Raw genomic sequence first — 15,999 nt, forward strand, 5'->3', positions numbered from 1 at the left:
CTCAAAAATCCCATGTCGATCACTCCAAATCCCCCCAACCAAAACCGTCGGGGAAGTGTGTTCACATGGGTCAATTCTCAGTGACAATTTATGGGGCTACCGGGTCAGTTCTCAGTGACAATCAACATCGCGACGATTATCGCAGCCGGCTTCTTCAGCCTTGTATTCATCGGACTAGGCGGAGAAGAACGGGTGGCTAGTATCCTTGCCGAAATGCCAGGCGGCCCGAACGGTGCGCTTGTTTTCTGCATGATCGTGATCTTCGTTATGGGCTTCTTCCTTGATTTCGTAGAAATTTCGGTAATCGTGCTGCCGCTGATCACCCCATCGCTTATCCTGTTGGGGCATGATCCGATCTGGTTGGGTGTTTTGATTGCAATCAATCTTCAGACTTCCTTTCTAACACCGCCGTTCGGCTTCTCCTTGTTTTACCTACGTGGTTCGGCCCCGAAAGAGATTACTACGGGGCAAATTTATGCGGGGGTAATGCCTTTCATCTGCCTTCAGATCGTAGGTTTATCTCTGATCTGGTTGTTGCCATTCCTCGCGACATGGCTGCCCGCGGTCCTGTTCTAAAGGAGGGCGGAGTGGGGATAGGGGCATGAGTGCGCCTCTATGGGCCATTCCCCCGTAGTCGGCCTTTTCAAATATGACTAGCGGCAATTGCGGGGCTGCATAGCACGCGAGTATGGCGGCTCCTTTGGATGATGTTTAGGAAGGCGTGATGAAGCCGAGGCCGATCGATGATGGCTACACCGCTCGTTAGTAGGGGGGCTCTACGTTAAGACGAACGGCTTTTATCCCAGCAATAATCGCCTGAAAGCCATAATCTGTGGCCGAAGAGCCATGCCGGGTCAAGCTGCTATCCCGCCTGTCGCCCAGACCGATCGCGCCGGGCACGCAGCATATCGAGGCTCCGGTTCAGTTCGGGGTTGGTCATATCGCGGGCGATGACGACGATGCGGGACTGCTGGTCGTCCTTTGGCCAGTCGCGCAGGGGGACGGGCGGATCGAAAAGATGCTGCACGCCGTGAAAGACAAAGGGCGTGGGGACGTCTTCCAGATGCACAATGCCTTTGACCCGCAAAAGATCGGACCCGCGCAGCCTGACCAGCGTGTCGAGCCAAAGGTCGAAAACCTCGGCCGGGATCGGTGCGTCTAGAACGATAGAGGCCGACCCGATCCGCGCATCATGTTGGTGGGTTTGCATCATGGGGGCGGATGCCGTGGGCGCGGCGAAGCCCGAGAGGTTGTCGAACGGATCCGCCGCTTGGACGGGCGTGAGCCATTCCATAACGTTGCTCGCATCAACCGCCCGCCGCATACCGCTAAGCCCCCAGAGCGATGCGACCGGGATAAGCCCGCGTTCGGCCTTGATGATGCGCGCCGTTTGATTGAGGTCGCGCAGCCTGCCTTCAAAGGCGGCAAGCGCTTGCTGGGTCACCAAGTCGGATTTGCTGAGCACCAGCAACTCGGCCATCGCCACCTGCGAGACGGCTTCGAACTGGTGATCCAGCGTGTCCGGCCCATTCGCGGCATCGACGACCGTCACCACCCCGTCCACGCGGAATTTGCGGGCCAGATAGGGATCGGCCAAGAAGGTCTGGAGAATGGGGCCGGGATCGGCCAACCCCGTCGTCTCGATCACAACGCGGTCGAATTGTACGCGCCACGTTTGCTTACGGCGCTTGAGGTCTTGCAGCGTTCGCGACAGATCCCCCCTGATCGAGCAGCACAGACAGCCCGATTGCATGAGAATGACCTCTTCGTCGGCGGTTTCGATCAGATCGTGGTCAAGCCCGGCCTCACCGAACTCATTCACGACGACTGCGATTTTGGGGGCCTCCTCGCTTGCGACGATGTGATTGAGCAGTGTGGTTTTCCCCGCGCCGAGGAAGCCGGTCAGCAGGGTGACGGGAATACGTTTGTCGGTGGCGGGCATGGTTTGCGGGCTTTGCTATGGATAATCTCGGTAACGTTATAACATCACAATATGTGGTGCAACCCGTAGGCCGATGCCCCGCGCGTGCCAAATCCATGCGCTCAGCGCCCAAATTTTGGCAGGTCCACCTCAAACCGCCCAATCGAAGGGCGTTGTTGCTGCGCCGCAGAAAGCGACCTTGGGTTAGGGCTTGTTGCAACGCGCCCTGAAATTGAGGCTGCAGGGGCCTCGCTATGGGGCGGCGCCAAAGGAGTTGTCCGGCAAGGGGGGCATCCGCGCGCGATAACAATAAACGCTGTGTGGAAGAGGCATCATCGCGTCTTTGCTCTTCCGCACACCAAACGGGGATACCGTCATGAAATTTTCCACCAAACGCACAGTCACGGCGACCGCTGCCCTTCTGCTCGCAGGATCAGCCGCCGCTGCGGCCTGCGACGATCCGATCAAGGTTGGCGTGCTGCACTCCCTCTCGGGGACGATGGCCATTTCCGAGACGACGTTGAAAGACACGATGGAGCTTTTGATCGCGCAGCAGAACGCCGCGGGCGGCTTGCTGGGATGTGAGATCGAAGCGGTCGTCGTTGACCCGGCTTCCGATTGGCCGCTGTTCGCCGAAAAGGCGCGTGAGCTTCTTACCGTCTCGGGGGTGGATGTTATCTTTGGCTCTTGGACCTCGGTCTCGCGCAAATCCGCGCTGCCCGTTCTGGAAGAGCTGAACGGCCTGATGTTCTACCCGGTCCAGTATGAGGGCGAGGAAAGCTCGCGCAATGTGTTCTACACCGGTGCGGCCCCGAACCAGCAGGCGATTCCGGCCACCGATTATTTCCTTGAGGAACTGGGCGTCGAGAAATTCGCGCTGCTGGGCACTGACTATGTCTATCCCAGAACCACCAACAACATTCTTGAGCAATATCTGCTGGATAAGGGCATTCCCGAAGAGAACATCTTCGTCAACTATACGCCTTTCGGCCATTCTGACTGGTCCACGATCGTGTCGGATGTGGTCGAACTGGGCGCTGATGGCTCGCAGGTGGGCGTGATCTCAACCATCAATGGCGATGCGAATATCGGCTTTTACAAAGAACTGGCCGCGGCGGGCATCTCTGCCGATGACATTCCGGTCGTCGCCTTCTCGGTCGGGGAGGAAGAGCTTTCGGGCCTCGATACCGCTGACCTCGTGGGGCACCTCGCGGCGTGGAACTATTTCCAATCGGCTGAATCCGAGCAGAATGACGAATGGGTCGCCGCGTGGAAAGAGGCGATGGGCGAAGACCGGGTGACCAATGACCCGATGGAGGCGCATTACATCGGTTTCAACATGTGGGTGAACGCGGTCACCGAAGCAGGCACCACGGATGTGGATGCGGTGCGTGCGGCGATGTATGGGCAGGAATTCCCGAACCTCACCGGCGGGACAGCTGTCATGCTGCCCAATCACCACCTCGCCAAGCCTGTATTGATCGGTGAAATTACCGAAGACGGCCAATTCGACATCATCAGCCAGACCGAAGAAGTGCCGGGCGATGCATGGACGGATTTCCTGCCTGAATCGGCGGTTCTGGTCTCCGATTGGAAAGACCTCGAATGCGGCATGTACAACAAAGAGACCGAGACCTGCGTTCAGTTGACTTCGAACTACTGAACCCAAGCGCCGGGCGCGTCCTCAGCCGTGCCCGGCATCCGTTTTGACCACTCCCTCTCCGAAAGCCCCATACCTCATGGTTCGAATGCTGCTCAGCCTGATATGCTTGCTGGCCTCTGTCGGTTTTGCATCCGCTCAGGACCTCCAGTCCCTTTTGCAGACCCACGAAGCAGAGGTGGTCAAACCCTCGCGTAAATCGGTCGGTGTCCTATTGGACGATCTGGTGGCCTCGGGCTTGCCGCAGGTGCCAGCCTTTCTGGAGCAATGGGCCGAGCGGAACGTCTGGCAAGACGATACCTCGGGCCTGTTCTACTTTGGGGACGAGGCGGATGATACACTCGCGCTGCGCGACATAGATACGGGCGAGGAGGCCACAGCGCCCTCGGATGGGTTCAGCCAATTGCGCCCCAATGGCGGCGTGCGGCGGGTCATCGGCACGGCCTTGGTGCAGTTTCAACTGTCCGATCCCGACCCTGCGCGCCGCCGCGCCGCGCTTGAAAGCATTGCACGCCGCAGCGATGCCAGCCAGCTTGGCCCGCTCGTGGCGTCACTCGACGGGGAGGATGACCCCGCCCTGCGCGCCCGGAAGGAGCAATTGGCCAATTTCCTGACCGCGCGCTTTGGGCAGGCGGCTGATGAGCGCATCCGCGCGATTGAAAGCCTGTCCTCCGACACCTCACTCGAAGCGCGGGCGGTGCTGAGCCAGATCCTTTCGGTCAAGACCGGTGTGGCCGAACAGCAGCCCGAGGGGAACATCGCCCGCATTCTTGATCCCACGGCAGCACCCTCGGCAAGCTATGAGACGCTGGTGGAGGCGGGCCTCGCCCCTGCGATCGTGCCACAAGGCGAGATACGCGCGGCGCTGGAAGCCAATATCGTTGATGGGCGCGTGGGCGGCGTTCCTCTGGCGCAGTTGGATGACCCGGCGCGGCGTGTAGATGCCTATCGCGCGCTTGCCGAGGCAGGCAGCGTGCCGCCTCTTGTGACGCAGGATGATATTGATACCGCTTTGCAGAACGCGGTCTTTTATGAACGCTACGCAGAGGAGGACGCCGCGATCACCGACGCGGCCCGCGCCACGCTCGACGCGGTCGAAACGCGGGTCGGCTGGGCGCAGACGTTGGATTTGACACTCGACGGTCTTTCGCTGGCCTCGATCTATTTCCTCGCCGCGATTGGGCTTGCGATCACCTTTGGGCAGATGGGGGTCATCAACATGGCCCATGGCGAGTTTATCATGATGGGCGCCTATACCGGCTATGTGGTGCAGCTCATCGTTCCCGATTACACGGTGTCGCTTCTGATCGCGCTGCCGCTGGCCTTTGCCGTCACCTTTGGCGCGGGCGTCGCGATGGAGCGGCTGGTGATCCGCCATCTCTACCATCGCCCGCTTGAGACCCTTTTGGCGACCTTCGGCATCTCAATCGCCCTCCAGCAGATCGCCAAGAACATCTTTGGCACGCAGGCCCGCCCGCTGACATCGCCCGAATGGCTGCGCGGGGCGCTGGTGATCTCGGATGTGGTTCAGATCAGTTTCATCCGCATCGCCATATTCGTGCTCGCGCTAATCTTTCTGTTCCTGCTGCTGTATATCCTCAAGCGCACGCGCCTTGGCTTGGAGGTGCGCGCGGTGACGCAGAACCCCGGCATGGCGGCCTCGATGGGGATCAACCCGGATCGCATCAACATGATGACCTTCGGGCTGGGCTCCGGCATCGCCGGGGTCGCGGGCGTCGGCATCGGGCTTTATGCGCAGGTCACCTCTGAAATGGGCACGAATTACATCGTGCAAAGCTTCATGACCGTCGTGGTGGGCGGTGTCGGGTCGGTCTTCGGCACGCTGGCGGGCGCCGGTCTGATCGGTTTCCTGCAAAAGGGGATCGAGTGGTTGAACCCTTCCAACACGCTGGCGGCCCAGACCTATATGATCCTTTTCATCATCCTGTTCATTCAATTCCGGCCCAAGGGCATTGTCGCCCCCAAAGGCCGGGCAGCGGCGGATTGAGCCATGACCCAGACGCACAGCCAACGCAGTTCCTTCATCGGGCGCAATCCTTCGGTTCTCTACTTCCTCGCCGCGCTGGGCCTGTTCACGGCCCTTGTCACGGTGATGTCCGAAGCGGTCGGCACCGGGCTTGTCTCGACCTCTTTCGTCAAGACCTTGGGCAAGACCCTTTGCCTGTGCCTTGTGGCCATCGCGATGGATGTGGTCTGGGGATATTGCGGCATCCTCAGCCTTGGGCATTTCGCCTTTTTCGGGATCGGGGGCTACGCTATCGGGATGTGGCTCATGTATGCGCGCACCGAGATCATCGTGGCCGACAGCCTCGCCGGTCAGACCATCCCGCCCACGCCGCAGGAGATATCGGACGCGATCGGAAACCAGATTTTCGGGGTTGTCGGCTCATCCGACTTTCCGCTGATCTGGGCCTTTGCGGACAGCCTGTGGATTCAATTGGCCTTCGTCGTGCTGATCTCCGGCGCGCTGGCGCTGGTCTTTGGCTGGCTTGCGTTCCGCAGCCGCGTCAATGGGGTCTACCTGTCGATCCTAACCCAAGCCATGACGCTGGCGCTGGCGCTTTACCTCTTCCAGAACGACAGCGGGCTGCGGGGCAACAACGGCTTGTCGGGCCTGCAAAACATCCCCGGTTTCGCCGATAGCGGGCAAGACGTGGTCTCAATCGTCTTTTTCCTCGGCTCCGCCGTGGCGCTCGCATTGGGCTATCTGTTCTTCGCTTGGATCACCGACAGCAAGCTGGGCAATATCATCCAAGCCGTCCGCGACGATGAATCGCGCGTCCGTTTCCTTGGCTATCATGTGGAAAGCTATAAGCTCTTCGTCTTTACCATCACCGCCATCGTCGCAGGCATCGCGGGCGCGCTCTATTACCCGCAGGCGGGCATTATCAACCCGGCTGAGATCGCGCCCATCGCCTCAATCTATCTGGCGGTCTGGGTCGCCATTGGCGGGCGAGGGCGGCTTTACGGGGCGGTCATCGGGGCGGCGGTGGTCTCGCTCCTGTCCAGTTGGTTCACGGGGGGCGGCGCGCCCAGCATCGATCTGGGGGTCTATACGATCCATTGGGTCGACTGGTGGCTGGTGCTGCTTGGTCTCAGCTTTGTACTTATCACGCTGTTTGCGCCCAAGGGCATCGGCGGCCTCTTTGACAAACTGGTGCGCAAGTCATGACTTCTCTTTTGGAAATGTCCGGAATTTCGAAATCCTTTGACGGGTTTCAGGCGATCAAGAACCTCAGCCTCCAGATCGGGGAGCCGGAGTTGCGGGCCGTCATTGGCCCCAATGGGGCGGGCAAAACAACTTTCATGGATATCATCACCGGCAAGACGAAGCCGGATGAGGGCTATATTCGTTTCGGCGAAGACAGCCGCTCGCTCATTGGTCTGTCGGAAAGCCAGATCGCCATGCTGGGGATCGGGCGCAAGTTTCAAAAGCCCACGGTTTTCGAGGCGCAAAGCGTGCGCGAAAACCTTGCCATGGCGCTCAAGAACCCGCGGGGCACCTTCTCGGTCCTGTTCTATCGCAAGAGTGCAGAGGGGGCCGCGCGGCTTGAACAGATCGCCGATGAGATCAACCTCACCGCCCATCTCTCCCGCCCTGCCGGAGAGTTGAGCCATGGGCAAAAACAATGGCTGGAGATCGGGATGCTGCTTGCGCAATCGCCGCGCCTGCTGCTGGTGGATGAACCCGCCGCAGGCATGACCGCGCATGAGCGCGAGCACACCACCGACATCCTGAGAAAGGCGGCCGAGACTCGCGCCGTTATCGTGGTGGAGCATGATATGGAGTTCGTGCGGCGGCTGAACTGCAAGGTGACCGTATTGCACGAAGGATCGGTGCTGGCCGAAGGGTCACTGGATCATGTGACCAACAATCAGACTGTAATTGACGTTTATTTGGGGCGCAGCGATGCTGGAGATTGAGAACCTGAGCCTGAAATACGGGCAATCCCAGATCCTCCATGACATCACCTTGAACGCGCCCGTGGGGCAGGTGACTTGCGTGACCGGCACGAATGGGGTCGGCAAGACGAGCCTGCTGAAAGCCATCGCCGGGCGGCACCCTTTCTCAGACGGGAGGATCAGGCTTGATGGCGTGGAATTGCAACCGGGGCGTGCGGCGCTCTCGGCCAAGGCGGGCGTCGGATATGTGCCTCAGGGGCGTGAGATTTTTCCGCTGATGACCGTGCAAGAGAACCTTGAGACGGGCTTTGCCTGCCTGCCCAAGTCCGAGCGTAGGATCCCGGATGAGATTTTCGATCTTTTCCCCGTCCTCGCTGAAATGAAGACCCGGCGCGGGGGGGACCTTTCGGGCGGGCAACAACAGCAGCTTTCCATTGCCCGCGCGCTCATCGCGCGGCCCAGCGTGCTGCTGTTGGATGAACCCACCGAGGGGATTCAGCCCAATATCATCCAGATGATTGGCCGCACCATCCGGCTTCTGCGCGATCGGGGGGAGTTGGCCATCGTGCTGGTCGAGCAGAACTTTGATTTTGCCTATAACAACGCGGATCATTTCCACGTCATGCAGCGCGGCCAGATCACCCAATCGATCCCAAAGGCAGAAGCGAAAAGAGAGCAGCTTTTGGATGCACTTGCGCTCTAGCTGACCTCTCAAAGCGGGATCGCGCAGGACTCCGGCTGGGGGGCTAGGCGCGGAAACCTCCTATTATTGTAGGGGCGCGTGGCAGCAAAGTCTTGACTTCCCGACCGTCAAACGGTGTACCTGCGCGAAACCTGAAATAGCCCTAGGAAGGGACCATCATGCACGCCTATCGCAGCCATACCTGTGCCGATCTGAGCCTTGAGAACAAGGGTGACAATGTGCGCCTGTCCGGCTGGGTGCACCGGGTGCGGGATCACGGCGGTGTGCTCTTTCTGGACCTGCGCGACCATTACGGCATCACGCAGGTGATCTGCGACCCCGACAGCCCGGCCTTCGCCGAGATGGAGAAGGTCCGCGCGGAGTGGTGTGTGCGCATCGACGGCACCGTCAAGGCGCGCGACGAGAGCCTTGTGAACCCCAAGCTGCCCACGGGCGAGATCGAAGTCTACGCGCGCGACATCGAAATCTTGGGTTCTGCCGCGGAACTGCCGCTTCAGGTCTTTGGCGATCAGGAATACCCCGAGGAGACACGTCTGCGCTATCGCTACCTCGACCTGCGCCGGGAGAAGATGCAAAAGAACATGGCGCTGCGCTCTGACGTGGTGGCCTCGATCCGCAAGCGCATGTGGGATCAGAACTTCCGCGAGTTCCAGACGCCGATCATCACCGCTTCCTCCCCCGAGGGCGCGCGCGACTTCCTCGTGCCGTCGCGTCTGCATCCGGGCAAGTTCTACGCCCTGCCGCAGGCGCCGCAGCAGTTCAAACAGCTGCTCATGGTCTCGGGCTTTGACAAATACTTCCAGATCGCGCCCTGCTTCCGCGACGAGGACCCGCGCGCCGACCGCTCGCCCACCGATTTCTACCAGCTCGACATGGAGATGTCCTTTGTCACGCAGCAGGACGTCTTCGACACGATCCAGCCGGTGATCGCAGGCATCTTCGAAGAGTTCGGCGGCGGCAAGAAGGTCGACGAGACTTGGGAGCAGATTTCCTACAAGGACGCCGCGCTTTGGTATGGCTCCGACAAGCCCGACCTGCGCAACCCGATCAAGATGCAGGTGGTGAGCGAGCACTTCCGCGATTCCGGCTTCGCGATCTTTGCCAAACTGCTTGAGCAGGAAGGCACCGAAATCCGCGCCATTCCCGCGCCCACAGGCGGCAGCCGCAAGTTCTGCGATCGCATGAACGCCTTCGCGCAGAAGGAAGGTCTGCCCGGCATGGGCTATATCTTCTGGCGCGATCAGGGCAGCGGCATGGAAGCGGCAGGCCCGTTGGCCAAGAACATCGGGCCTGAGCGCACCGAAGCGATCCGCCAGCAATTGGGTCTGGGTGTCGGCGACGCGGCCTTCTTCCTCGGCGGCAAGCCGAAGAGCTTTGAGGCCGTCGCGGGCCGCGCGCGTAACGTCATCGGCGAGGAGTTGAACCTCACCGACAAGGAGCGTTTCGCCTTTGCATGGATCGTGGATTTCCCGATCTACGAGCGCGACGAAGAGACCGGCAAGATCGACTTCGAACACAACCCCTTCTCCATGCCCCAAGGCGGGATGGAAGCGCTGGAGGGCGATCCGCTCAAGGTGCTGGGCTATCAATATGACCTCGCCTGCAACGGCTACGAGCTGGTTTCGGGCGCGATCCGGAACCACAAGCCGGAGATCATGTTCAAAGCCTTTGAGATCGCGGGCTACGGCGAAGACGAGGTGCGCAAGCGCTTTGGCGGCATGGTCAACGCCTTCCAATACGGCGCGCCGCCCCACGGTGGCTGTGCCGCGGGCATCGACCGTATCGTCATGCTGCTGGCCGAAGAGCAAAACATCCGCGAAGTCATCCTCTTCCCGATGAACCAGCGCGCCGAAGACCTGATGATGAACGCCCCTTCCGAGCCCAGCAGCGATCAGCTGATGGAACTGGGGCTGCGGGTCATCCCGCAGGAGTGATCCTGTCTGACTGAAATCTCGCCCCCGGCTCAGTCGGGGGTGATATTGCCCGGTAGGATGCCCAGCACCAGAACCGGGCAGCCGCCGCTACGCCCGGCGGCGATGCGGCTGATCAGCTTGTGGGTGCCGGTGGTGCTGGCCCCGAATTTCGCGCTGACGGTCTTGTCGGTCTCATTGCCGAATTTGTCCAAGCAATTGCCGAGCGATTTGAAAAAATCGTTCGACAGTTCGCGCGTGACAATGACGCCCACGTCGATCACCCCCGCTTCGAAGAAGCTGCGAAAGGCGTAAAGGTCGCGGTCATAGGTCTGGTCCTTGCTGTTCCACTCATAGTCGAACGCCACCCGGCCGCGCCAGAAATCGACCATATGGTTGTGGATGAAGTCTTCGCGGATGATGCGGTCAACCTCGGGCGCGCTGTCGCCTTTGCCGGCGGTGAGTTGCACCAGCAGGTCGGCCTTGATGCGCACCTCTTCGTGGAAATTCTCGGCTGCGGCATATTGCGCGAAACGGGTGGTGGCCGACATGCGGTTGCCCCCCGGCGCGCGGATTTCATCGCGGCTGATGGTGAATTGGCGCAGCACGCGGATGATCGCGGCCAATTCCTCGGGCGCGCGTTGTTGCAGCACGGCGGCGGCGCTGCGGTAGCTGGTGACGGAATAGCGGTCGCGCAGATCGGCGGGCAGCAGATCTTCGACGAGCCTGTCGTCGTCGAAAACCGCGTCGTCGATGCGCCGCGCCAGATTACTCAGCCGCGACACTGGAATTGTAGCTGTAGGTCTTCCAATCGGGCTTGTAATCCGCCTCGGCCTGATTGCCCCAAACGGTCCAACCCTCGCGCACGCCGCGCCCGAAGAGTTCGAGGTAGGGGCCCCAAGAGCAGCTTTCGATCAGGTCATATTGCTCATCCGGCTTGCGCGAATGCTCGCGCTTGCGGGTTTGCAGCATGTTCACCTGCCGCCGCCCGGCGTCGAGCGTGCGCACGTTCTTACCACGCACGCCGAACAGCAAAATCTCGGTCACATTGCGGAAGTAAAAACCCACGCCGCGCCCATCACTGCCGCCATCCTTGCGGATTTTGTGCCAGATGATGTTGGATTTATACTCAAACCCCCAAGCCTTGAGCACCTGCAACCCTTCGGGCAGCAGCGCATTTGGCACCCACATGTAGCAATGCGCGCGGTCTTCGAGGTGATCGGCCACGGGCAGGGCGCAGATATCCTCAACCGTCATCGTGGGATAACGGGCCAAGCGCTTATGCTCGGGCGCGACCTTTCCGGTGCGGTTGGTAAAGCGCCACGGCGGGTCCGCCATGACGCATCCAAACCGGTCTTTCCCCAGAAAGTCGCGTAGGTCTTGTGATGGATTATCGCTCATATCCAATATATTGCGTTCCCTCGGGCTTTCTTGCAACCGCAACCTGCCCGGCGGGGCTGGATATCCACAAGAACGTTAAGGGAACACATTTAGCAGGGAAGAGCGGTTTGGGTCAATCCTCAAGGCTGTCTTCGCGCTTTTCCTCGATGAGTTTGGCTTCCTTTTCCTTACGCTTCAGGAACTTGTCGCCGAAGGCGTCGTTCTGTTCCTCGCCGATAACCTTCTTGGCACGGGTGAAAAGCTCGTCTTCTTCCTCATCCATGTGATGCTCGTAATCATGCTTGAGCTGCTTGAAACGAGTCAGCCAAGCCGAAGAGGACATATCGGTTTCGCGCAATTCCTCCATGATGTCGTCAAGCTGTTGGTGCTCATGCACCGAATGGCGGGCGTGATCTTGGCCCCATGTTTCGGACATCAGCGTGGAATAAAAGGTCTCTTCCTCGGCGGCGGCGTGGGATTTCACGTCATGGTAAAAGCGATCCCAAGCTTTGCGGCGCTCGGCGCTGTCGCCTTCGGTGTCGGCAATGGTGTTCAGCAGGGCGCGGTGTTCATCATGATCTTCTTTGATCGCGTCATAGATGGAGGGCATGGGGAAATCCTTTGGTGTTACCTGTGGCTAACGCCGCAGCCACCGGCAGGTTCCCGCCTTAGAAGACCGTTCCCTGCGCCGCTTGGCTGGCAACCTCTTGGAACAGCCCGCCGGTTTGCGCGTGAAATGCGGCCAAGGCGACGACGACCAGCCCAAGCGCATTCGCGCCCACAACGATCCAGTCGACCGGCTTTGCGGGTGTCGCGCTGTCCTTTCTGTGCTGCTGGCTCATCTCACCCTCCCGGGTCTTTGCGGTTGCGACGATGCTGAAGGCTGATTGTGGCATCAATGTGTAGCTTGGAGGCCAAGACTGGGGTCTGATGCGATTATTTCAAGTTTATTCAGCTTGGCGGCTCGAAAACGCCGGTGCATAACTTTTCCATGAACAGTAAATCTGACCCGCGCCCCGTTGGCCCCCTTGTTGAGAATTGGTCCGAGCCGCCGCGCCCGGGGGGAGAGGTGCTCACCGGGCAGCATGTGGTGTTGGAACCGCTTTCGGCCGAGAAACACGCGGCGCTGCTTTACCCCGCCTATCTGGGGGAGGATCACGTTTGGGATTATCTGCCCTACGGGCCATTCTCTTCGGCGGCGCAGTACCACCGTTGGGTGCGCGACACTGCGGGAAAGGCCGATCCCTATTTCATGGCGGTGAAAGACCGCGCGCGGGACCAATGGCTGGGCGTGGCGAGTTTCCTGCGGATCAAGCCCGAGGCGGGCAGCATCGAAGTGGGCCATATCAACTTCAGCCCCGCGCTTCAGCGCACCCCGGCAGCGACCGAGGCGATATTCCTGATGATGCAATGGGCCTTCGAGGCGGGCTATCGCAGATTCGAGTGGAAGTGCGACGCGCTCAACCGTCCGTCGCGCCGCGCGGCGCAGCGTCTGGGGCTGAGTTATGAGGGCGTCTTTCGGCAGGCGACCATCGTCAAAGGGCGCAATCGCGACACGGCTTGGTTCGCCGCGATCGACACGGAATGGCCCGCGCTGAAAGAGGCGTTCGAGGTTTGGCTTGCCCCCGGCAATTTCGACGAGCAGGGGCAGCAGAAAGAGCGGCTTGGCGATCTGACCCGCCTTGTCCGGGTGGCCAGGGATCCGACGCTTTAACCCGTCAGGCTAGATCGCCAGCTTTTCGGCAAGGCGGTGCCGGATCATGCCGGTGATGGCTGCGGTCTCAGGCCCCGCGGGTTGGCCGAGGGCGCGTTTATGGGCCAAGGCGCGTGCGGCTTCTTCCAAACGTTGATCATTGGCCGAACGGGCCACCCCGCACAGGAATTGCGCGACGTAATCCAGCGTTTGATTGTCGGGCGCGTCCCCCAGCACGTCAGCGATATGGGCAATGTCATCTTGGAAACCGATCCGGTCGGGGGTGACATCCTCATCCGGCAGGATGCGCGGCCCCCGGGGGCGGCGGTCGTCGGACAGTGCGGCGAGGATGGCTTGCTGAAAGGAGGATAGCGAGGTGATCGGCTTGGACAGGAAGCCATCCACCCCCGCCGCGCGGGCGTCAGGCTCCATATGGCTGTCGCCCGAGATGGCGATGATCGCCTCGACCCGGGGTGTGCTTTGCATGAGTTCTGCAATCAGGTCCAACCCGCTGCCGTCAGGCAGGCCAAGGTCGACCAGCGCCACGCTGGGGCGGTAGACCTGCAAATGCCGCCGGGCCGAGCGCAGGCAGTCCGCCCGTCTGATCCGCGCGCCCGAGCGCAGGCAGAGCAGGCGCATCGCCTCACAGGCGAAACGGCTGTCTTCGACCACCAGAACGGTAAGGCCTAGCAGAGGCCGCTCCGCCGTGGGGGTGAGGGTCGGTCTTTCAAAGGGGTCGGTATCGTCCATCATCGCCTCCAACAACAAATGCTGCGCCATCGTTACGCCGCGTTGGCTAATGACGCGTTAACGTGACGCATTGTTGTTTACCGGGGCGGCGGGCATAAAGCTGGCAAATCACGAGGAGCATTCAGGATGATCGGACGTCTTAACCATGTGGCCATCGCGGTGCCGGATCTCGAAGCGGCGGCGGATCAGTATCGCCACGCGCTTGGGGCCAAGGTCGGCGCGCCGCAGGCCGAACCGGACCACGGGGTGACCGTGATCTTCATCGAACTGCCGAATACCAAGATCGAATTGCTGCATCCCTTGGGCGAAGACAGCCCAATTAACGGCTTTCTGGAAAAGAACCCGGCGGGTGGCATCCACCACATCTGCTATGAGGTCGAAGACATCCTCGCCGCGCGGGACCATCTGAAATCCACCGGCGCGCGTGTCTTGGGCTCGGGCGAGCCGAAGATCGGGGCGCATGGCAAGCCGGTATTGTTCCTACACCCCAAGGATTTCAACGGCGCGCTCGTCGAGCTTGAGGAGGTCTGATCATGGGGATCGTTTCGGGGCTCGTCCTCTTTGCCGTCATCTGGTCGATGACATTCCTGATCGCCCTGCCGATCCGGGTGCAAACCCAAGGCGACGCGGGCGAGGTGGTGCCGGGCACCCATGCGGGCGCGCCCGAGCAGCATCATCTGGGCCGTAAGGCGCTGTGGACCACGCTGGTCGCCGCGATCATCTGGGCGATCAGCGCGACGATCATCCTGTCGGGCTGGATCAGCGTGGCGGATATCGAAGGCTGGCTGCATCCGAATGCGGCACCAACGCATGGTACAGGTGGGTAAAGGTCGCCGCGCCTAGGATCGGGATCAGCAGGTTCAGCAGCGGCACCGAAAGCGGCACCGCCATCAGCACCCCGGCCATCCAGATCGTGCCCGCATGGCGGCGACGCAGGCGCTTGGTCTCGTCCCGCCCGTGGCGGCGCAGCGCGGCGAGGGTGAAATACTCCCGCCCCAGCAGAAACCCGTTCAGCCCCCAGAAGATGAACAGCGCCGCTGGGGCGAAGAGCAGATAAAGCACCAGCGCCAGCAGGTTCGCCCCCACCAGCACGCCCATGAAATTGACCGTGTCGCGGATGGCGTCGCCCATGCTGACTTGGTTCGCGGGGGGCAGATGGGGGTAGTGCACCTCTTCCACCGCATCGGCCACCTCATCGAGAAACATCGAGGTGATCGCCGAGGCCACGGGCACCATCAAAAAGACTGACAGCACCATGAGCAGGATCAGCGCGCTCCAGCTCAGCAAATCGTCGAGCCAGTTGACCTCGCCTAGCACGGGCAGCCAAGCGTCTTCGGGGGTGACCCAATCCACCAGATAGGCAAAGCCCGCCGTGGCCGCGATCAGCAGCGCCAGCGACAGGCCCACGCCCAAGAGCACCACCTTGCGAAAGCGCGCATCGCCCAATTGGCCAAGCGCCCGGGTGAATGACCTGAAGATCGCGCCTACAGCCATGTGGTGATCCCGTCGATGTCCGGGCGCGGACGCTCCGGCGGGGCGGTGGTTTCGGTGCCAATGTGAATGATGCCCGCGATGCGCTCATGCGGGGCGAGGGCCAAGCCCTCTTCCATGAAACCCCGGTCATGGGCGGGCCAACCGCTGAGCCAATTGGCGCCCCAGCCTGCGGCGAGGGCGGCATTCAGAAGCGCGAGGCAAACCGCCCCGGCGGAATAGGTCTGCTCCAGCGGCGGAATTTTGGAAGAGGGTTTTTGCACCTCGATCACCGCCACGGCGAGGTTGCCCTGATCGAACTGCCCGCGCCCTTTGGTGATGTCCTCGGCCCCAAGGCCAAGCGCCGCGCCGCGTGTCTCGACCACCTCTGCCAAACGCGCCATTGCGGCACGGTCGATGACCACGAAACGCCAGGGCTCCAACTTGCCATGATCCGGCGTGCGCGCGGCGGCGGTCAGAAGCGGGCGCAGGGCCTTGGCATCGGGCACCGGCAGGCCCAGTGTCTTGGCCGGGCGCGAGCGGCGGTTTTGCAAAAAGGCGAGGGCGGAAGGATCAGCTACGGGCATC

The 15,999-nt window shown here is 61.1% G+C and carries 17 protein-coding genes and 1 pseudogene; 10 read left to right on the top strand and 8 right to left on the bottom strand.

Features of this window, described 5'->3' with window-relative positions:
* Nucleotides 1–117: 117 nt before the first annotated feature.
* Nucleotides 118–576, top strand: a pseudogene (locus tag FCK22_RS14985) (TRAP transporter large permease subunit); the annotation flags it as partial.
* Nucleotides 577–862: 286 nt separating this feature from the next.
* Here FCK22_RS14985 and FCK22_RS14990 read toward each other — a convergent pair.
* Nucleotides 863–1,942: a GTP-binding protein gene (locus FCK22_RS14990; protein WP_067261496.1), complete on the bottom strand. Its 1,080-nt coding sequence runs from the start codon at nucleotides 1,940–1,942 to the stop codon at nucleotides 863–865.
* A gap of 355 nt (nucleotides 1,943–2,297) precedes the next feature.
* On the opposite strand from FCK22_RS14990, the gene urtA reads away from it, so the two are divergent.
* The 6 genes from urtA to aspS all read left to right on the top strand — a co-directional run bounded on the left by urtA (nucleotide 2,298) and on the right by aspS (nucleotide 10,142).
* Entirely contained in the window at nucleotides 2,298–3,584 is a 1,287-nt protein-coding gene (gene urtA / locus FCK22_RS14995; RefSeq protein ID WP_067261497.1) for an urea ABC transporter substrate-binding protein, read from the top strand.
* Nucleotides 3,585–3,660: 76 nt separating this feature from the next.
* Nucleotides 3,661–5,589 carry an urea ABC transporter permease subunit UrtB gene (urtB, locus tag FCK22_RS15000; RefSeq protein ID WP_067261499.1) on the top strand — a complete coding sequence of 643 codons (1,929 nt, stop codon included), beginning with the start codon at nucleotides 3,661–3,663 and terminating at the stop codon, nucleotides 5,587–5,589.
* A gap of 3 nt (nucleotides 5,590–5,592) precedes the next feature.
* Nucleotides 5,593–6,774 carry an urea ABC transporter permease subunit UrtC gene (gene urtC / locus FCK22_RS15005; protein ID WP_067261501.1) on the top strand — a complete coding sequence of 394 codons (1,182 nt, stop codon included), beginning with the start codon at nucleotides 5,593–5,595 and terminating at the stop codon, nucleotides 6,772–6,774.
* The gene (urtD, locus tag FCK22_RS15010; RefSeq protein WP_067261503.1) at nucleotides 6,771–7,526 is read left to right on the top strand and encodes an urea ABC transporter ATP-binding protein UrtD; all 756 of its coding nucleotides are present in this window, start codon (nucleotides 6,771–6,773) and stop codon (nucleotides 7,524–7,526) included. Before urtC ends, urtD begins: the two co-directional genes overlap by 4 nt.
* Nucleotides 7,513–8,208 (top strand): urea ABC transporter ATP-binding subunit UrtE, encoded by a 696-nt coding sequence (urtE, locus tag FCK22_RS15015; protein WP_067261505.1) that lies wholly within the window; start codon nucleotides 7,513–7,515, stop codon nucleotides 8,206–8,208. Before urtD ends, urtE begins: the two co-directional genes overlap by 14 nt.
* Before the next feature lie 158 nt (nucleotides 8,209–8,366).
* Complete coding sequence (gene aspS / locus FCK22_RS15020; RefSeq protein ID WP_067261506.1) at nucleotides 8,367–10,142, top strand: aspartate--tRNA ligase; 1,776 nt, start codon at nucleotides 8,367–8,369, stop codon at nucleotides 10,140–10,142.
* A 29-nt stretch (nucleotides 10,143–10,171) separates the two neighbouring features.
* Here the strand turns inward: aspS and FCK22_RS15025 are convergent, their stop codons facing one another.
* The 4 genes from FCK22_RS15025 to FCK22_RS15040 all read right to left on the bottom strand — a co-directional run bounded on the left by FCK22_RS15025 (nucleotide 10,172) and on the right by FCK22_RS15040 (nucleotide 12,340).
* Nucleotides 10,172–10,903, bottom strand: coding sequence for a BglII/BstYI family type II restriction endonuclease (locus FCK22_RS15025; protein ID WP_231886277.1), 732 nt, complete (start codon nucleotides 10,901–10,903; stop codon nucleotides 10,172–10,174).
* Nucleotides 10,887–11,519, bottom strand: a complete 633-nt coding sequence (locus tag FCK22_RS15030) for an MT-A70 family methyltransferase (RefSeq protein ID WP_067261508.1) — start codon at nucleotides 11,517–11,519, stop codon at nucleotides 10,887–10,889. Before FCK22_RS15030 ends, FCK22_RS15025 begins: the two co-directional genes overlap by 17 nt.
* Nucleotides 11,520–11,631: 112 nt before the next feature.
* Nucleotides 11,632–12,108 (bottom strand): hemerythrin domain-containing protein, encoded by a 477-nt coding sequence (locus tag FCK22_RS15035; protein ID WP_067261510.1) that lies wholly within the window; start codon nucleotides 12,106–12,108, stop codon nucleotides 11,632–11,634.
* A gap of 58 nt (nucleotides 12,109–12,166) precedes the next feature.
* A complete protein-coding gene (locus FCK22_RS15040) occupies nucleotides 12,167–12,340 on the bottom strand; it encodes a hypothetical protein (RefSeq protein ID WP_209274039.1) in 174 nt (57 codons plus the stop codon).
* Between the two features lie 149 nt (nucleotides 12,341–12,489).
* On the opposite strand from FCK22_RS15040, the gene FCK22_RS15045 reads away from it, so the two are divergent.
* Entirely contained in the window at nucleotides 12,490–13,212 is a 723-nt protein-coding gene (locus tag FCK22_RS15045; protein WP_067261514.1) for a GNAT family protein, read from the top strand.
* A 9-nt stretch (nucleotides 13,213–13,221) separates the two neighbouring features.
* Here the strand turns inward: FCK22_RS15045 and FCK22_RS15050 are convergent, their stop codons facing one another.
* Complete coding sequence (locus FCK22_RS15050; RefSeq protein WP_067261526.1) at nucleotides 13,222–13,941, bottom strand: response regulator; 720 nt, start codon at nucleotides 13,939–13,941, stop codon at nucleotides 13,222–13,224.
* A gap of 126 nt (nucleotides 13,942–14,067) precedes the next feature.
* On the opposite strand from FCK22_RS15050, the gene mce reads away from it, so the two are divergent.
* Both mce and FCK22_RS15060 read left to right on the top strand, forming a co-directional pair.
* Nucleotides 14,068–14,472 carry a methylmalonyl-CoA epimerase gene (mce, locus tag FCK22_RS15055; protein ID WP_067261515.1) on the top strand — a complete coding sequence of 135 codons (405 nt, stop codon included), beginning with the start codon at nucleotides 14,068–14,070 and terminating at the stop codon, nucleotides 14,470–14,472.
* A gap of 2 nt (nucleotides 14,473–14,474) precedes the next feature.
* Complete coding sequence (locus FCK22_RS15060) at nucleotides 14,475–14,768, top strand: DUF1467 family protein (RefSeq protein ID WP_067261517.1); 294 nt, start codon at nucleotides 14,475–14,477, stop codon at nucleotides 14,766–14,768.
* Here FCK22_RS15060 and FCK22_RS15065 read toward each other — a convergent pair.
* Nucleotides 14,701–15,435, bottom strand: a complete 735-nt coding sequence (locus tag FCK22_RS15065) for an EI24 domain-containing protein (protein ID WP_067261519.1) — start codon at nucleotides 15,433–15,435, stop codon at nucleotides 14,701–14,703. The genes FCK22_RS15060 and FCK22_RS15065 overlap by 68 nt on opposite strands.
* Nucleotides 15,426–15,998, bottom strand: coding sequence for a nitroreductase family protein (locus FCK22_RS15070; RefSeq protein WP_067261520.1), 573 nt, complete (start codon nucleotides 15,996–15,998; stop codon nucleotides 15,426–15,428). The genes FCK22_RS15065 and FCK22_RS15070 overlap by 10 nt, the downstream gene beginning before the upstream one ends.
* Nucleotide 15,999 lies beyond the last annotated feature (1 nt).

Source organism: Sulfitobacter sp. 15WGC (genome assembly GCF_005068605.1).
In the GTDB taxonomy this organism is placed as follows: Bacteria; Pseudomonadota; Alphaproteobacteria; order Rhodobacterales; family Rhodobacteraceae; genus Sulfitobacter; species Sulfitobacter faviae.